Below are 18,745 nucleotides of genomic sequence, written 5' to 3' on the forward strand. Positions count from 1 at the left end.
TAAAACAGAAAGGATGTTATAGGAACTATGAAAAAGAAATGGTTAAAATACACCATGCTCTTACTATCCGTTGGAATCTTGGGGATTATCTCGTACTATACCTACGCTATTATACAATTCTCAAACCAAATTTCGACCGCTTCGAATTCGGCGGAGCAGGCGGAAACCTCGGGCGCTGCGTCGGAGGAAATCATCGAGATACCCAAGTGGGAGGGTAAAGAACGCATTAATATTCTCCTGATTGGAGGAGATTCCCGGGGAGACGATGCTGGCAGATCCGACACGATGCTGGTTGCCTCCATCGATCCTGTCACGAAAAGAGCCCATTTATTCTCGATTTTGCGTGACACCTATGTGGACATCCCCGGCCATGGCAAAGGACGACTGAATTCGGCATTTGCTTACGGCGGAATCGAGTTGACCAGACAAACCATCAGCGATTTGTTGGACCTGCCCATACATAAATATGTTTACACCGATTTTGTCGGATTCATAGCCCTGGTCGACGCCATAGGCGGAGTCGACATTGAGGTGGAGAAGGACATGTATTACACAAGCAAAGCGGACAAGCATATGTACGACATCGATTTAAAGCAAGGGCTGCAGCACCTCAACGGCAAGATGGCCCTCCAATATGTCCGGTTCCGGCACGATGCAAAGTCCGATTTTGCCCGTACGGAACGACAACGGATTCTCATGACGGAAGTCGCCAAGAAGATGCAGACCACAGGCTCTTTAATCAAGCTGCCCGGCATCCTGGATTCAATTGCGCCATACATCGAAACCGATCTAAGCCCCAAAGAAATGCTGAAGCTGATGGCTCTCGGTTTTGATGTGAATATGGATAAAATCGACCAGCAGCAGCTTCCTCCGTTCTCACTGCTGACAAACGAGATGGCCGGACGAGCACAAGTGCTCGGCGTAGATAAAACGAAACTGAGGCAGTATGTGAAGCAGTTATTTGAAAATGACGCTGCTCAATAAAATAGCAATCACCAAAAAAGAGGGCCCAGCCCTCTTTTTTGCGTTAAATTTCCTAGATCGTTCGTGGACGCTCATGCAATAAATCCGATGGGGCGCTGCCCGTGACTCGTTTATAAATTCTATAGAAGTAGGAGAGGTCCTGATATCCGAGAAATACGGCAATCTCCTGTACCGTCAGTTGCGATTCCGTTAACAAATACACGGCCCGTTTGATCCGCTGGGCGTGCACGTACTGGCTGATGGTCTGCCCCGTGACACTCTTAAAGAGTACCGCTGCGTAATTGGGGGTTTTGCCGATGGCATCGCCCAGCTCCTCTTTCGTTATTTTCTCACGGTAATGCCGCTCAATATAAGACTTCATCCGTTCCACATGCAAGTGCTTCTCCGGCGTGATGACGCCCTTGTCCAGCTCACGACTGATATAAATCAACACTTCTGTCAATAATGCTTCTATCATCAAGACATAATAAGATGGGCGTTCCTGCCACTGCTGATGGATCACCTTCAACCGTTCGCGGATCAACTCATAACAGCCGGGTTTATGTTTTAATGCTTCTTCCCGTTCAAGCACCGATAATCCCGTCGATAGCTGATCTGTCCATTGGATCACGATTTGCGTGTGTGTCACGGTAGGGATGCTTTTGCCATAATACGGAGCACCGGCTGGAATAAGCAGCATTTCCCCTTTCTCCATAATCTGCTTATCCCCATTCACCCAATATACACATTTTCCATATGTCACAAGGCTTAAGCGCCATGCTCGCTTCTCATTGTCAGCTTCTTCATACCAATCGACACCGCTAATTTGCATGACTTCTACCGGAGTGATCATAACTCACCTCCATTGCGATACTATAATCCATTCATTGTACTATAGTTCATATCACGATTCGACAAGACAGGCTACAATGTGATTATTAGGGTAGTTAGAATGAGCTCGAATGCTGCTGCAAATAGCTGACGAGTGCAAATACAAAGGAGGAACAAACAGCCATGCTAAAAACAAAAATCATTTGTACGATGGGACCCGCGTGCGATTCCATTGAGCTGTTGAAGAACATGATTCAGGAGGGAATGACCGTTGCCCGTTTGAATATGGCACACGGAGAGCCGGAAGATCACGTGGCCCGTATCCGGAATATTCGCCAGGCTGCATCCGAATTAAACACGTATGTACCCATCATGATGGACATTAAAGGTCCCGAAGTACGGATCGGCAAGCTGAAGGAGGCTTCCTGCCTGCTGAAGCCAGGTGAGGAGCTGATCCTGACTACAGAAGAAATTCTGGGCGATACACACCGCATCTCGGTCAATTATGCCGAATTAAATCTCGTGGTTAAGCCGGGTGACCGTATCTTGATTGATGATGGCCTTGTAGACCTGAACGTTCTCCATGTTGACGGGAAGGACATTCACTGTAAAATCATTAGCGGTGGCGTGCTTAAACCTCGTAAAGGTGTCAACCTCCCCGGAATCAAAACGACACTTCCTGGGGTCACCGAGCGTGACGTCATGCATATCGGCTTCGGGCTCGAGAACGACATTGAGATCATTGCCGCTTCTTTCGTGCGTCATGGCGATAACATCCGTGAGATTCGCAGCATTCTGAAGGAACGCGGCGCGGATCATGTACAGATCATCTCCAAGATCGAAAATGAAGAGGGTATGCAGAACCTGGATGACATTATTGAAGCATCCGACGGAATCATGGTCGCCCGCGGAGACCTTGGCGTTGAAGTGCCAATTGAAGAAGTACCTATGATGCAAAAAGAAATGATCGATAAATGCAACCTGGCCGGCAAACCGGTAATCGTCGCAACACACATGCTGGAATCGATGCAGGTCAATCCCCGTCCAACCCGCTCCGAGGTGAGCGACGTGGCTAACGCGGTGATCCAGGGAGCTGACGTTGTCATGCTCTCGGGCGAATCCGCTGCGGGCAAATATCCGGTAGAATCCGTGCGCACGATGGCCGCAGTCGCCCGCCGCGCCGAAACGATGATCGATTATAAAGACCAATTCGCTTTCAAATCCAGACAGCAAGTAGCCGATATTACCGAGGTTATTAGTCAGGGTGCGGTTAGCTCCTCCCTCGTGCTGAATGCCAAAGCAATCATTACGTCAACCGAGAGCGGATTTACGGCGCGGATGATTTCGAAATATCGGCCACAAGCACCGATTATCGCGGTCACACAGCATGAGGAAGTGCTGGCCAAAATCTGCTTGCTCTCCGGCGTCATTCCGGTAAAAGGCGACAAAGTCACAACGACGGACGAAATGTTCGAATCCGCAACCCGCAATGCCATCAAGACAGGCTACATCGAAAAAGGCGACATTATCGTATTATCTGCCGGCGTGCCGATCGGTCAATCCGGTAACACGAATCTGATTAAGGTTCTGCAAGTGTAACGGGTATTCTGAAAAAAGACCTCTCTCGTAAATATTTTCGGTGCCAATCCATCCCTCTGGGCATATAACTAACTCAGAGGAATCAGCGCGAAGAATGAATGATCGCTGCCGCAATGGATGAACCGAGCATATTATGGGGAGGTCTTACAAATATGCGAATACCGTATCATTCCATGGAGGGCCCATGGCAGCAGTCTGCCGTCCCTCATGATAAGCAAGCCCATAGCTATACAAGTCCGTATCAGATGCTCTTCCATTGGAACCGCCTGAACTGGAACTTCCCGAATGCTGCGATGAAGCAGCGATTCGAGGAGCATCAGTATTGGAAGCACTGCATGCCCGCAGGCGTCAAAGTGGACCGGCAGGGACGCTTCTACGTATCGGTTCCGCGCTGGGCTGAAGGGATTCCCGCTACGCTGAACACGATCGTGATGGTGAACGGCAAGCCGGTGCTGGATGCTTTTCCAAGCTGGGAGTGGAATATGCCGGGGGATGTACGGATGCTGCAATCCGTCCTTGGCTACGAGATCGATGAACATAACCGGATGTGGATTCTGGATCAAGGAAAAATCGCATACGATACTTCGCCCGAAGGCTCGCAAAAGCTGGTCATCTGGGATCTGAGCGCGAACCGCCTGCTCGATTCCATTGTCATTCCGGATGATATCGCCCCGCCCCGTACGTCGTTCCTGAACGACATCGTGGTGGATAACCGAAACGGTTATGCCTATATCACCGATTCGGGCTCCGGCTGGCCGGACCATCCATTGTATGGCGGAATTATCATCTACAATATGAGAACGAAGAAATTTCGGCGCGTCCTCGACAGTCATTACAGTACGCAGGACGTGCCCCGATTCCGGTTTGAGATTGATACCGAGCCGGTATACCGCGACAAGCCGATCCGGATCGGCGCCGACGGCATAGCACTATCCGCGGATCGTGGAACTCTATTCTACTGCCAGGTAACGGGGCGCAATCTATACGCTATCGATACAGGACTGCTGCGGAATTTCAATATTCCCGATTCGATCATCCGGAATTCCGTTCAGACCCTGGGCAGCAAAGGAACGACAACCGACGGCATGCATGCCGACAATAAAGGCCAAATATTCTACACCATGCTCGAGGGCAAGGGGATCGGTTACTATTCACCGTACACGCGTTCGTTCAACAAGCTGCTGTCCGACGACAGAATGCTGTGGGTAGACGGAGTGGCTTTTGATCAATGCGGCTCCATCATCTTCAACAACAACCGCCTGCACCGCATGTTTGAAGAGCCGCAGCAGATCGACTGGGACGATCCTTACAATCTGATCATATGGAGAGCCTATATCGGGCCCGATGTGAAGTCGTACTTGTATGGTTAATGTTTAAGAAAAAAGGGTTAGGCAGATCGGGCGTTCATGCCCTCTGCCTAACCCTTTATGTATTAAAGCTGCAAAGCCTGGCCGCAGCGGCCGCAGTACCTCGTCCCCGCAGGTGACACGGTGCCGCAAGCCTCGCAGGTCAACGGCTGCGCGGAGCCGGATGCCTTGACGCCCGCCCTGGCAGAGTTCGGGCCGACCGCATGCCGGATTCGGTCCTCCACCTGCTGGGCAGGGTTGACGGCACGGTGCATCTCCCGCTCCTCCTTCGTGCCTTGGCGAATGAGCATGATGAGCAGCCAGATCCCGACACCTCCGACCAGTACCATGCCGGTCATCTTCCATAATCCGGCGGCATAAGGATAATCCCATGCCGCGTGCAGCAGGATGCTGAGCAGCAGTAAGGGTATCATCATCAGGATTGGCTTCAACGCACGATTCGCGCGGGCAGAACGCTTCGATGCCCCTCTCAGCCCATGCCACAAACCGGCAGCGGCAATGGCCGTCCAGGTTCCATGACCGAATGGGGACAGCAGGGCTCTGACCCACAGAACAGCCAGCATCCCCGAAGTTGCATGCTGCTGCAAGTACATGTATCCGTACAGAATGCTCTCTATCGCAGCAAAGCCCATGCCTGCTGCTGCCCCGAATACCACAGCATCCATCAGGAACCGCTGTCTGCGGCCGCGGAGGAACAGGAAACACACCAGCAGCTTCGCAATTTCCTCAATGACGCCGATCATAAGAGCTGCTTGAATATGCTCCGACGTCGTGGTCTCCAGTCCACTGCCAACCGACCATAAGCGTTCCAGCATCCAGGCAATCGGCACAGCAATGATGCCAGAGGCCACGAATACCAAGACCAGCCTGATCGGCTTGAAGCCGAGTAATTGGGAGCTTCTCATATAAGCGACAAAGGACACCGGTCCCACCAATCCGCCGGAGATCATCGCAGCATATATCCACAGAGGCTGCTTCAGCCAGATGGCAAGCACAGTCAATACAACGAAGATACCGCCAAGCGCCAGCAGCACATCCATCCAGCGCTCCTTTTTCGGCGGAGCCAGGTTCACGGCCTCCACCGCAGCCGCTGCTTCTTTCGAAGCATTCGGAGCGACGGTATCCGCTGCCGTGTGGTGCAATTTAGCCAGCACCTCATCCGACAGCAGATCGGGCCTGCGAATCCGCAGCACTTCATGAAACTGCCGCCGGACCGGCTCATACTGCTGCAGAACAAAATGAAATTCATCCCGGCCCATCACCATCAGCTCGCCGTTCTCCAGGGCCGTCACCGTTCCCGTATGCGCATCACCGCTCAGCAGATCCATCTCGCCAAAATAATCCCCGGGCTTATAAATCGCCTTCTTCCGCCGACCGCTGCGCACTTCGAAACGGCCTTCGGCGATCATGTAGAAACGGTCCGCCAGGGAGCCTTCCGCTACAATGACGTCACCCTTGTACACTTTCCGTCTGACCGTAACTTCCGCAAGCCCGCGCAGCTCCGCGTTCGGGATCGCGGCCCAGATCGTCGCTTTGCTCAGCATCGCATGCATCGTACGAATCCGGGCGGAGAAGGACAAGCTCTCATGGAACATCGGACTAGCCGCGGCCAGACGGCTGAACGCGTTCTGCTCCAGCTTTAGCGCCGTCACTTCACCGATGGCCTGGGCACCCGAGGTCCTTTTTTCCTCAAGGAACAGAGAAACCTCGCCGATCAGTGCCCCCTCGCCCAAGACATCCAGCGTCACCGTATGGCCAATCAAATTCCGGGACACGATCTGAACCTGTCCGCTCATGATGAAATAACAGGAATTGCCGTAGCTCCCCTCAACAATCAAGTCGTCGCCGTCATGAAAATGCTCTTCATGCATTGATTGGACGGCACCTTCCAGCTCATGCAGCGGCACACCCCGAAACAGCGTATGACTAAGCAAAAAATCAATTGCCAGCATCGTCATTTACATTCTCTCCATAGACGAAAAGAATCCGCCAGACGGCAGATTCCTCTCTATTCATTATGTAACGACTCTATTATCGCATATTTCCGATGATGCTGCTGCGTGAATCTTCCATTTTTTTAATGAAATTCGACATCACGTCAAAGGCTTCGTTGCGCTTGTTTGTCATCGACTGCAATTGGAGCATGTCCATCTGCTGGGAGTTCGAAAGATTGTCGATGGACCCCTTAAGCTTCTCGGTTGCTTGTTTAAGCTCCTCTGCCGTGTATTCCTTCTTGGATGCATCCGCGATTCCTTCTGCTGCAAGCTTGGCGGCGAGATCATCCGAAATCGAATACTGGCCATTTGCCGATTCTCCGGCCAAGGCGCCGTTAATCCCCGCCATCGTATCGTTCTTCTTAGCGATTTCCTCGTTCCGCTTCTGCACGTCTTGAATCTGGTTGTTAAGCTGCGTATCCAGCATTTGAGTCCGCTGCTGCTGTACAGTCATCAATGCGGTCTCAATATCCATACTGGAGAAATCAATCTGACCAATCGAGTTATTTGTTGCGCTTCCGCCTACTGCCTGCTTCACCGATTGATAAGCCTGATCATTCATCATAATGCCTGTGCCTGCAACCACACCGACTAACAAAGAAGCGGCTGTGGTTACTATCATTTTACGGTTCATCGATTTTTCAACCCCAATTCTCTGATTCTTTATACCTAATACAAAATCATAGCAAATGAAATATTCATGAACAATACATGATCTCCCATATTTCGGCAATGTATATTCAATTTAAAATAATTAATTTCGCGGCTGTGCACGGCCAATAGGCTCATTATAGCGGGTTAACCCTTTCTTGAAATCCCCCTCCGGGGGGATGGACAAGTGGATGCATCCCGTACGTGGCGAAGAGCAACCATACCTGATGCAGAGCAACCCATATTGATTTTAGCGCAACCGGGCAGCCCCGATGGATGAAAAAAGACAAAGAAAGCCTGAACGCGATCAGGCTTTCCAAGTAGATTAGCTAGAAAAAGATCGAAATTCCGATGACAACCAGCAACACGCCGCTTATGACGGTTCCGAACTGGCCGAGGGAGTGAGAGCCAATACGAATATTTTTGAGCCGCAATCCCATAACGGCCCCTCCCCATACGCAGATAAAACTTCCCGCAGCTGCAAGCAGTGAAATGCCTAGCGGGGGGAACCCGAGAAGTCCTGCGCCAACGCCGTTGGTCAATGCATTTGCCGATAGTGCAATACCGAGCATGACGGCTTCGCCGATGCCTATCTTTGAAGCGACATGAGGGTCATTCGTGCTTTTCGCCAGCAATACAATACGCAGGCCGATCAAGAACAGGAATACAGCTCCTAACACAGCCGGCAGCACTCCGGGAAGAACCGAGGACAACCACAATCCAAAATAGATTCCAGCCATGCTGAATATAAATCCGATCAACGCAATTCCCATATTGGTAATGACCGGAATTCGGATGTTCCGAATACCGTAGGCAAGCCCTGCCCCCAAGTTATCGATGCTGGAGGACAATGTTAGAAGGGCAACAATCATCCATGCTGTCATGTTTCGACCACGCTCCCATAATTGTTATGATTCCCTGTATCTATATGAGAGGTGTTGCAGGGGTGTGCAACAATATCAATAACTTGATGTTTTTTGTTGCATTGAGAAGCCTCGATTTCACGATCCTGTGCTATTCCATCGCGATGACCTGATCCAGGGCCAGCTGAATCGCCAAGGCGTCATCAATGAATCCAAGCGGAAACAGGTTATCCGGAATAATGTCCTTCTCCAGAATAAAATATAGCAGCGCGCTGCCGATAATGGAGGAAGCTTCAGGCGACAGGGATTGGTTGAGGTACTGCTCATGCATCTGCTCGATTTTCTCAATGAACGGGCCTTGACCATTAATCCTCTGCAGCTTGGCCTTCAGCTCCGTTTGAATAATCCGCTCGCCCTCCGGTGTCTTGGCGTACTCCCTGTATTCTGCCAGCGTGCTTTCGATTTTCTCGGTCGTGGCCACCCAATTGATGGTCGTGGACGACAGGAGTACTCGGACCATCTTCTCAATCGACTTATAGAATTGCTTAAGCTCATCTTGGCCGTACCCTGCGGCAACAAACAAGGTGATGGGATCGAGCTCCAAATGGAAGGCGATTTGGTCCAGGAGCTGCTCTTTGGGTCTCGTTTTTCCATTAATGATTCGCGAGATGGTCGCGGGGTCCACATGGGTCAAGGAAGCCAGCTTCCGCATGGATATCCCGTGTTCTTGCAGGCGGCGCGTGATGATTAAGCCTAGTGTATTATCTTCCATTTGAACGCTCTCCTTTGTTTTTATCTATATGTATGCAAGCCCTCCCTTGTCCCACGTGCACAGCGATGAAATAATGTACAAGAGCCATAAGGGGAGTAGATGGGAGAGAATAAGTATAGGGGAAAAATACGAGGTGAAGTTATTCAACTCCGTCATCGGTTGCTCGTTCGAGGCTACCCCGTTGGTCTAGCACCGATTTCTAAGTTGGGCCGAAAATCCTCCAGCTAATCTCTTGTTATTCGCAAGCCGATGGTTTATATTGACATGAGAGTAGGTCAAAAATAAAGAGGTGAACGGACGAGATGACTCCACGCACGAAGGAACAAAATGAAGAGATTCGGCTGCGGCGTCTGACGCAAATCCGGAAAGCCGCTGCCGATGTATTTTTGAATAAAGGGAATTTGCTGGAAATCCGCGATGTGGCCGCGCAGGCGGGACTCGGCTATGGCACGGTATACCATTATTACAGCAATAAGGGCGATTTGCTCTACGATCTGCTATGGGACGCGTTGGAGCGGGCCGGGGGATGGCTGAAGGCCCCGCAAGAGGCTCCGCTGAAGGTTCCGCTGAAGGCTTCGCCGGAGTCCCCGCAGGAAGTCCCGCGCGCTTCGGCTTCGGGGGAGGCGCCCGCAGGCGGGCATTTCGGCTTGACCGCTGCGGCGGACACCGGAAACTTGGCTGCCGCGGATTCCCGAAGCGGAAGCCGCGAAACGGCCGCTGCCGCAGAGCTTGGCCCCGTCGCTGCCGCCGGCGTCCGGCTGCTGCAGCTTTGGGCGGAGGACCACGCCCTGTACCTGCTGCATAAGCTGGCCGGTGAGGGCTTTGCCTCGCTGCCTGAAGCACGCTCGGCCCCGCTCTCGGCCGCCTTTCGCCGGGAGGTGCTCGCGCCGTTTGCCGCGCTGCTGGAAACCGGGCGTGCGGCCGACGGGGCTGCCGACGGAAACATGGAGGAGCCGCCGTATCAGCTACAGCGCGCGGAAATGCTGCTGGCCGCCTTGGTCGGCTGCGCCTCGCTTTCGCTTCGCCGCGGAAGGCTGCACGAGGAGGCCGGGGATATCGCCTGTTTTTTAAAATTATAGAATGGATAAGGAGCGGATAAACAGAGATGATCATTTTAAAATCACCTAAGGAAATCGAAGAGATGAAGCCGGCGAGCCAAATCGTTGCGGACTGCTACCGCGAGGTGACCAAGCTGATTGAGCCTGGGATCACCACCCAGGAGATCAATGACTTTGTTGCCAGACACATCACCAAACTGGGCGGCAAGCAGTTTACGAAAGGGTACAACGGTTTCCCCGCCGAAACCTGCATTTCGGTCAACGATGTGGTGGCCCACGGCATTCCTTCGAACCGCGTGCTTATGGACGGCGACTTGCTGAAGCTCGACATCGTCGTGGAATATGGCGGATGGTTCGGCGATTCCTGCCATTGTTATGCGGTGGGCAATATCCGGCCTGAAGCGCAAAAATTAATGAAGGTGACCAAGGAATGCCTGGATCTGGGGATCGCCCGGGCAATCCCGGGGGGCCGGCTCGGTGACATAACGTCGGCGATACAACAGCATGCGGAAGCGAATGGGTATTCGGTCGTACGTGATCTGCTGGCGCACGGGATCGGGCGAAGCTTGCACGAGGAGCCTAACTACATGCATATCGGCGTAGCCGGCAAAGGCATTCGGCTAAAGGAAGGCATGGTGTTTACCATCGAACCGATGATCAACGAAGGTACGTTCCATATCACGATCGACGACGATCAGTGGACGGCAAGAACGGCCGACGGCAAGTTGTCGGCGCAATATGAGCATACGGTCGCAATCACGGCGGACGGACCTCTGATTTTAACGGCCCAGTAAGAATAGAGGCGAACGGACGGGAATGCGTCATTTTAGGAAATAAGTCGCCACCCGTCCTGCTTGGCCTGATGAAAGTTCGTAATCCGAAACGACGAAAAAGTGTCCGGGCACACTTTTCACTAGTATTTGGTGCAATCGATCCGTATGAGAAAATAACCCACTTAGGCGCCAACCTTAGGAGTGGGTTATTTTCGTTGTTATAACAATATATTTGTTCCCTCACTGAGGATTTACCATTACTTTCAATTTAGACGTATTCTTCAACCGCTCTATGTGTATCCTAGGCAGACCTTCTCCAGTAACAGCTAGCACCCTGCTGTATCAAGAACGAGTAGCAATATGCTCCTCCGGATAGGGTGGTACTCGTCAGCGTAACCTCTCCAAGCTGTTTCTCCTCTATGAGGACAAGCGATGAACGGGACCATAGCCTGCATTCGCCCGCCCTATCAGCGCTAATCTTCACCTCGGTCAGTTCACCTTCCTCCCAGCACATGTCGACCACACAGCCGCCCCGGGCACGAAGCCCCTTCACCTCACCGCTGCTCCACTGCGGGGGCAGGGCCGGGAGCAGCCTTAACTCTCCCGAATGAGACTGCAGCAGCATTTCGGCAACGCCGGCAATCCCGCCGAAATTACCGTCGATTTGAAAAGGCGGGTGGCAATCCAGCAGATTCGGGTAAGTTGAGGAAGCCAGCAGATTCACGAGATGCTCGTGCGCTTCCGCGCCGCGCTGCAGCCTGGCGTAATAATTGATGATCCAGGCCCTGCTCCAGCCGGTATGACCGCCGCCATGCGCAAGCCGCCGCTCCAAGGTCTTGTTCGCTGCCTCGGCAAGCTCAGGTGACTGGACGGGATCAATTTGCTCTCCCGGATATAGGGCGAACAGCTGCGAGATGTGCCGATGTCCGGGATCGGCCTCCTCATAATCATCCAGCCACTCCATGATCCCTCCCTGCCTTCCAATACGCGGTGCCGGAATTTCTTGCAGCGCGGTTTGAAGCTCTTCAAGGAAGGAGCCCTCATCTCCGACAAGATGGCCTGCCGCAAGACAGGCCCGGAACAAGGCCGTCGCAATCTGCGCATCCATGGCAGGTCCCATACAGAGGCTGCCGATGGCTCCGTTCGGCAGCTCAAATCGGTTCTCCGGCGACACGGAAGGTCCGGTTATCCGTCTCCCTTCCTCATCCACGGTCATATAATCCAGCAGGAATATCGCCGCTTCCTTCATGACCGGATACGCTCGTTCCCGCAGGAAAACCGCATCCCCGCCAAACCGGTAATGCTCCCATAGATGAAGGCACAGCCAGGCAGCTCCCATCGGCCATACGGTACAGGTCATCAATATTCCTTCAGGCCGGGTCTCTCCCCAGAGATTGGTATTGTGATGCGCCGCGAAACCACGGCAGCCATACATCTCGCGAGCCGTGTCCCGACCATTCGGGAGCATGCGGTGAATCAGGTCGAACAGCGGCTCGTGGCATTCCGCCAAGCCCAGCAGCTCTGCCGGCCAGTAGTTCATCTGAATATTCACATTGATCGTATACTTCGACTCCCAGGGCGGGGTGAAGCTTTCATTCCATATGCCCTGCAGGTTCGCTGCGAGAGATCCGGGTCTGGAGCAGGAGATGAGCAAATACCGCCCGTACTGCACATATAACGCGATCAAGTCGGGATCGCTGTTCTCCGCAGAGGCTCCTTCAATCTCCACTCTTTCCTGCAGCAGATTCAGCCGCTGATCGGTAGGCAGGGATGACAAATCGTTTTCTGCTCGATATGAAATTTCAACTTGATTTGGACCGACAACACGATCCATCCCATTCGGAATGTCAACTTCTCTTTCCGTTAAGTCCGCTCTATTCGCATCCTTCTTGCTGGAACCGAGAGTTAGCGAGAACCGCTCAAACTTCTCCCGATACTCCTCCAGATGACGGCTTTCCAACTGTTCGAACGACATGCCTGCCGCACGATCCAGCTGCTCCAGACATACCTGGCCCGGCTGCTCACACCGAAAGGTCGTCTGGGCTGACAGCAGCAGCGTAACCGAATCCGCGCCTTCAACCGAGAGAAAATCACCGATGGTTCGTACGCTTCCTCCCCCAGCGACAGCACGCAGTGCCGTGCAGAAGGAAATGCCGTCCGCGCCGCATTCGCCCTTCATCAGCAAGGTATCATGCCCTAACGACTCCGTTCCGCTGTCAAAAGGACGGCGCATCAGGTTTGCCGCAAACGTAAGTGCCCCGGGTTGATCGGCAGTTAGGCGAATCACCATCACGCTATCCGGCGCACTGACATAATACTGCCTGCGATAGCCTATGCCGCTCGAGGAATAGGATACGGTCACCATGGACCGCTCCAAATCCAGCTCTCGCTCGTAATGCTCCACCGCTTCCACGGCATCCAGAAATTTGAGCAGCAAATCGCCCAGCGGCTGATAGGGCTGCTCGTATTTCGGGGATGAAGTCATCGCCATCCGGGCCAGATGTTCGGCCTCGGCCTGACGTCCATCCCGCAGCATCTGCCTAATCTCGCTCAAATATTCAGTGGCGTTAGGGTTGGCTCCCCTTCCCGGACCACCATACCAGAGGGAATCCTCGTTGAGCTGCACCCGTTCAAGCGAGGTCTTGCCAAAGACCATGCCGCCCAAGCGCCCATTCCCGATGGGCAATGCTTCATTCCACTCGGCCGCCGGGGAAGCGTACCATAACCGCAAGCGCCGACTTACAGATGTATCAGGCTCCGGCCATGGAGTTTCATGCCCTGCTGCCTCAATCTTGCCGTGCTGTCTTGTACATTCAGACTCCGTTTGATGCCCGCCATGAGAACGTTCCGCACCTCTTCCTGTTGTCTCACTCTCCACCTTCTCCATCTTCATATATGTCTCCCCTTCTTCGCGAAGAAGGGGACGATCAGCGTCTCCCCTGATAATCCCCTGTTCGCTATATATAATTAAGGCTGCTCCGGTATATCTATCGCACCGCCGCCCACAGGCGTACGGGCCAGATTATCCACCGCTTGCTGACCCAGACGATCCTTCAACTGCTGGACGAATAAGCTCTGGAGCGCTACATGCCGGTCGGCGTATTCCCAATAACCGTCCTCACGCGGTCTTGAATCATAATCATTCGGAACGAGTGGTTTCACATTCAAACCGTCTTCCGTCGGGATATGGCCGATGACATAGTTTTGTGCCGTTGGGGGCTTCTGCGCAACAAGCCCGCCTTCGGTGTTCCACATGACGTAATTCGCCCCCGCCCAGCCATGTCCGCTGCCCAACCATCCGCGGTCGCGAACGCTGATACGCGCACTGACGTTGTCGTACAAACCGCCCGTGGACCAGCGATGGTGCGGCTCGCTTGTATTGTATTCGCGTGTGGCCTTATTGTCGTACATGACATTCGGTCCTTGTACACGGCTCTCAATAACATAAGCATGACGTGAAGTCTCCGTATAATTACGCTGCACCAAATTTAATTGCCCCTGGATGAAAAAGCTGTAACGACGACCGCCGGTAATTACGCTGACCATGTCGTACGTTTCGCTGTCCTGCACGGTGACCCATTTGGCCTGCCGCCCGACCTGCACCAAGGCGTAGGAGAAATGGTACCCGTCCACCTCGCGCACCCAGGCATTCTTCACGCTGTTCATCATAATGAAGCGCTCCGCATGTGCCTCATCAGAATAATACGGGGTATCCAGAACATCGTTATCCATCTTGGTATCGGTCTTGCTCGGATCAAAATCGGAGATGGCGCGCATGTTCTCAATCCCGACCTGTTCGATTCGAGATTCATCCGTCGCCTTGAACAGCTTGCCTCCACCCCATTGACGTTCAATGGCATTCGCTAATGGAGCATCCACCGTAATCCGGTTGCCGTCGATAGCCGTAATGACACGGTCAAAATCCAGATTGAACGGGGACCACTGCTGCGTTCCCTCCGTCCCTGGCCGCATGTAGATATGATCCATGCCGATCTCATGAATCCAGCGGTCATTCCCGATTCTTCGAACAATGACGGAATCGCCCACCTGATAGCCGGAGGCATTCTGGACATGGAAGGATCGGGAGCCTGCCGGAACGTACAGATCCTGGATGTACGTCTCCGTCCCGTCAACAACAGCTGCACCGTTCGTTCCACCGACAACAATCAAATTTCTGGCCGTTGTTCCCGTGCCGCGGATGATGGTGCCATCCTCACTCTTGCCTTCACCCCGCAGCACGACCCCGCTGGCCTGAATGTTCAGGGAACCGCCGACCAGATACGTGCCCTTCTTCAGCAGCACCGCCCCCCGGAAACCATCTGCGTCACGCGGCAGCCGGGACACCTCATCAATCGCCGCTTGCAGCATCGCCGTATCGTCCCCGCCGGTCGGCTGTACGGCAATTCTCGCCTGAACGTCGGGCAATTTCACACCGCCACCCATATAACCGACGTTTGAGAAATCGATAATCCGGTTCCCCTTATAATCGGGAACATACACCATCCTTCCGTCTTTTCCGGTAAAGGCAATTTGACTCTGACCTTCAGGTATTCCTTTCTTGGGCATGACGGTATAAAACAAGCTGTCGAAGTAGGTTCCCCCGTCTGTGGTTTGGAAAGTCATCCGCACCTCGTACGTGCCCGGTACTTTCATCCCACCCGGAAGCGTTATCGATTGCGTTACCCCCGCCTGCAGCGCCTTCGTGCCCAGCGAGCCTCTGGATTGATCGTCCTTGAACCATCTGGCAGTTACGGTTCCATCCTGATTCGGAACGATCGTTACGACTGGCAGCTCCTTGCCTTCCTCCAAGATCGCCGCCTCGCCAATCTTCTGGATCAACGCCTTATGCGCGAACGAACTGAAGGCAATGTATTTCGGATCCTGGAACTCCTGATCATCCTTCACTACAATCCAGAAATCCGGCGTACGTATTGCTTGACCGTTGATGCTGGTTTCCGCATATAACCGGGTGGCGCCTACCTTGGTCCCGATAATCGAACCTTCGGAAGTGACCGCGGCGCTGGTTCCCACCGCATGATATTGAACCTGGCCTTGAGGCAGCGAAATCCATTCCCCGCTGACCCGTTTGCCGCGCGCCTCCACGGCCGATGTGCCACCAATGTCCAAGGTCAGTTCCTCATTGTTGTTATAAGGTGACCCATCCGACTTCACGAAGGCCAGCTCCGTTACATCGGACGGAATCCCTTGATCTCCATCCTGCATATAAAGCTCCAACTCCTTAAGCTGAACATTGAGATTGCGGCTCAGCAGCAGCGTTACCCGAATTTGGGAAGCGCTTACGAAATCAAAAGTCATCACTTCCTGACCGTCCGCTCGAATACCCCCGTTTTTCGTATAAGCTCTGCTCCAAGACTCACCGTCACGGGAGTAATCTATCTCGATACTTCCCAGATTATCTCCCCGATTTAAATCCAGGACAACCTGATTGAAGGACTGCTCACTCCCCAGATCCACCTGTACAAATACACTCATGTCCTCACGGTCTGTGCTCGCCGGCTGCCAGTAGGTATCACGACTGCCGTCAACGGCCTTCCCGGCTTCACGCCCGCTGACCTCGGAACTGGTCGTCGCCTGCTTATTCCATGCCAGGTTGACACGCTCCATCACATCCGGTGCAGCCGTTTCCCCCTGTATTGGCGGATTGCCGAACGAAAACAGCAGAATACCCAATAGCAGTATTATACCTCCTCTTCTTACCTGCCTGTTACGCTTGCGCACCTGTCTCATCAATCATCACCCCTCCTTTGTCATATGTAGTGATTACGATCCACCCGTGATTACATGATGCCCTCCTTTCAAACACCCCTTGATATGCTTCTATGATAAAACAGCCGCGGCTCGCCGGACCATGCCGTAACTTGCGGAATGGCCGTGTTTTTTTATGGAGTAACACAACGTAAGAAAACACAACCTGGAGCGAACGGAGCCGTATGCTAAGCCTTCGCTTTGTCCGTTACAATGAGGCTGCAATGGATACGTCATTCTTGGAGCGACAAGGAAGGAGTTTCGTTTATGGATCACGAGTTATCCCAATCTCCGTCAGCGCCGTTTCATGCACAGCTTTATTCACCTGACGGGAATCTGCAGATCATGCTGGAACAGGAGCATAAAGGCTCCCTCTTTTACACGGTGATGAACAAGCGGGATCGGGTTCTTGAAAGGTCGCCGCTCGGACTGATTACCGACAAATACAAATTTCAGGAAGGCATACGCATTCAAGGGGTTGAACACAACACGATCACGGAGCGTTACGAGCTTGTGACTGGCAAGCAAAAGTCGCAGTCTTACGAAGCAAGCGAGATGGTGCTGCTGACTTCGGTCGAGAATCATCAAGTGCGGATCCGTTTCCGTGCTTTTCATGACGGCTTCGCATACCGGTATGAGCTGCAAGGAGAAGGAGATATTCGTTTCGAGAACGAGCTCTCCGGCTTCCATCTGCCGGAGGACCGGATGCTCAACGTCTGGGCTCAGCCGTTCATGCGGTGTTATGAACGAACCTACGACCATGCCATGCCGGATCATCTTCGGGGAGGACATTTCGGTTTCCCGCTGCTGGTCCAATCGGCAGAGGATCAGTGGCTGCTGCTGACTGAAGCAGCTGTAGACGGCAGTTATGGCGCAAGTCACCTCGCAGCGCATGAGCACGACGGCCGGAAGCTGCGCACCTCCTTCGCCCCGGATCAGGAAACGCCGATTGTCGCCAAGCTTCCGCTCTCGACACCCTGGCGTGTCATGATCATCGGATCGCTTGGGGATCTGGTGTCTTCATCGCTAACGACTCACTTATGCTCCCCGTCCGTGCTGCAAGACACCTCTTGGATTTCCCCGGGCCGAGCAGCCTGGTCCTGGTACGCGGAAGGCGATTCCTGCGGCGACATGGATATGCAACGGCAGCATGTGGATTTTGCCGCCGAGATGGGATGGGAATACAGCGTTGTGGACGGCGGCTGGGAGGGTGTGCTGGATGCGCCTCAGCTCATCCATTACGCGAAGGCGCGCGGCGTCGGCATCTGGCTGTGGACGCATTATAAAGGGCTGAACACGGAGAAACTCCGTGAAGAGAAATTACGCCGGTGGGCATCTTGGGGCGCTGTTGGCATCAAGGTCGACTTCTTCGACAGCGACAACCAAGAGACGCTCCAGATCTATGATGCCATTATGGAATCCGCTGCCAGGCATCGGCTGATGGTCAATTTTCATGGATCCACCAAACCAAGCGGCGAACACCGGACATGGCCTCACGTGATGACAAGAGAAGGCGTTTACGGTGCGGAATACTACCGGGCACAGAGTGAAGGGCCTAACGCGGTTCATCTCTGTACCTTGCCGTTTACGCGGAACGTGATCGGGTCCATGGACTTTACGCCGGTCACGTTCAGCAAGCGGACCACAACGACCCAAGGGCTTCAGCTGGCCCTGGCCATCCTCTTCGAATCCGGCATCCAGCATTATGCCGATGCGATCTCGGTCTTCGCCGATCATCCGGGCAAGCCGCTGCTGGCCGCCGTTCCAGCCGTCTGGGATGAGACTCGGCTGCTGGAAGGTTATCCGGGTCGATTCGTTACGATAGCAAGACGATCGGGTACGGAATGGTTTGTCGCCTCCATCTGTGCCGCCGGAGGACGAGACGTCCAGATTCCGCTGGATTTCCTTGAAGATAATACGGCATACCGAGCGGTTATCTATCGGGAACAGGCGGAAGCGGACGAATATCGATATCGTTGCGTTCTTCCTCCCATTGAGGCTCACACCGAAACTTGCTGCTCCAAGGATATCATCAAGATACGTCTCAAGGTATACGGCGGCGTTTCCATCCATCTCATGCCGCAATCGGAGAACAAGTAAAGTTCATC

13 protein-coding genes are annotated in these 18,745 nt (G+C 53.4%); 6 read left to right on the forward strand and 7 right to left on the reverse strand.

The features are described from left to right. Positions 1–27: 27 nt before the first annotated feature. Positions 28–984 (forward strand): LCP family protein, encoded by a 957-nt coding sequence (locus ABEW73_RS23470; protein ID WP_430168297.1) that lies wholly within the window; start codon positions 28–30, stop codon positions 982–984. Between the two features lie 52 nt (positions 985–1,036). On the opposite strand, the gene ABEW73_RS23475 is transcribed toward ABEW73_RS23470, so the two are convergent. Then, the gene (locus tag ABEW73_RS23475; RefSeq protein ID WP_430168295.1) at positions 1,037–1,816 is read right to left on the reverse strand and encodes a helix-turn-helix transcriptional regulator; all 780 of its coding nucleotides are present in this window, start codon (positions 1,814–1,816) and stop codon (positions 1,037–1,039) included. Positions 1,817–1,977: 161 nt separating this feature from the next. On the opposite strand from ABEW73_RS23475, the gene pyk reads away from it, so the two are divergent. Next, positions 1,978–3,393 (forward strand): pyruvate kinase, encoded by a 1,416-nt coding sequence (gene pyk, locus ABEW73_RS23480; RefSeq protein WP_430168294.1) that lies wholly within the window; start codon positions 1,978–1,980, stop codon positions 3,391–3,393. Positions 3,394–3,545: 152 nt separating this feature from the next. Further along, the gene (locus tag ABEW73_RS23485; protein ID WP_430168292.1) at positions 3,546–4,763 is read left to right on the forward strand and encodes an L-dopachrome tautomerase-related protein; all 1,218 of its coding nucleotides are present in this window, start codon (positions 3,546–3,548) and stop codon (positions 4,761–4,763) included. Positions 4,764–4,825: 62 nt separating this feature from the next. On the opposite strand, the gene ABEW73_RS23490 is transcribed toward ABEW73_RS23485, so the two are convergent. The 4 genes from ABEW73_RS23490 to ABEW73_RS23505 form a co-directional block, all read right to left on the reverse strand. After that, positions 4,826–6,718 carry a cyclic nucleotide-binding domain-containing protein gene (locus tag ABEW73_RS23490; protein ID WP_430168290.1) on the reverse strand — a complete coding sequence of 631 codons (1,893 nt, stop codon included), beginning with the start codon at positions 6,716–6,718 and terminating at the stop codon, positions 4,826–4,828. A gap of 73 nt (positions 6,719–6,791) precedes the next feature. Then, positions 6,792–7,388: a hypothetical protein gene (locus ABEW73_RS23495; protein WP_430168288.1), complete on the reverse strand. Its 597-nt coding sequence runs from the start codon at positions 7,386–7,388 to the stop codon at positions 6,792–6,794. 346 nt (positions 7,389–7,734) lie between these two features. After that, positions 7,735–8,289 (reverse strand): manganese efflux pump, encoded by a 555-nt coding sequence (locus tag ABEW73_RS23500; RefSeq protein ID WP_430168285.1) that lies wholly within the window; start codon positions 8,287–8,289, stop codon positions 7,735–7,737. Between the two features lie 130 nt (positions 8,290–8,419). Next, positions 8,420–9,040, reverse strand: a complete 621-nt coding sequence (locus tag ABEW73_RS23505) for a DUF1232 domain-containing protein (protein WP_430168283.1) — start codon at positions 9,038–9,040, stop codon at positions 8,420–8,422. A 302-nt stretch (positions 9,041–9,342) separates the two neighbouring features. Here ABEW73_RS23505 and ABEW73_RS23510 point away from each other — a divergent pair, with 302 nt between their 5' ends. Together ABEW73_RS23510 and map are read left to right on the forward strand one after the other, a co-directional pair. Further along, complete coding sequence (locus ABEW73_RS23510; protein ID WP_430168281.1) at positions 9,343–10,119, forward strand: TetR/AcrR family transcriptional regulator; 777 nt, start codon at positions 9,343–9,345, stop codon at positions 10,117–10,119. Positions 10,120–10,145: 26 nt separating this feature from the next. Then, the gene (gene map / locus ABEW73_RS23515) at positions 10,146–10,892 is read left to right on the forward strand and encodes a type I methionyl aminopeptidase (protein ID WP_430168278.1); all 747 of its coding nucleotides are present in this window, start codon (positions 10,146–10,148) and stop codon (positions 10,890–10,892) included. Positions 10,893–11,172: 280 nt separating this feature from the next. On the opposite strand, the gene ABEW73_RS23520 is transcribed toward map, so the two are convergent. Further along, positions 11,173–13,764: a glycoside hydrolase family 95 protein gene (locus tag ABEW73_RS23520; protein WP_430168276.1), complete on the reverse strand. Its 2,592-nt coding sequence runs from the start codon at positions 13,762–13,764 to the stop codon at positions 11,173–11,175. Between the two features lie 74 nt (positions 13,765–13,838). Continuing rightward, positions 13,839–16,619, reverse strand: a complete 2,781-nt coding sequence (locus ABEW73_RS23525; RefSeq protein WP_430168463.1) for a discoidin domain-containing protein — start codon at positions 16,617–16,619, stop codon at positions 13,839–13,841. Positions 16,620–16,904: 285 nt separating this feature from the next. Here ABEW73_RS23525 and ABEW73_RS23530 point away from each other — a divergent pair, with 285 nt between their 5' ends. Then, a complete protein-coding gene (locus ABEW73_RS23530; protein ID WP_430168273.1) occupies positions 16,905–18,737 on the forward strand; it encodes a glycoside hydrolase family 97 catalytic domain-containing protein in 1,833 nt (610 codons plus the stop codon). Positions 18,738–18,745: the final 8 nt, after the last annotated feature.

Origin of the sequence: Paenibacillus lautus, assembly GCF_050482385.1 — a bacterium.
Taxonomy (GTDB): Bacteria; Bacillota; Bacilli; order Paenibacillales; family Paenibacillaceae; genus Paenibacillus_AQ; species Paenibacillus_AQ lautus_B.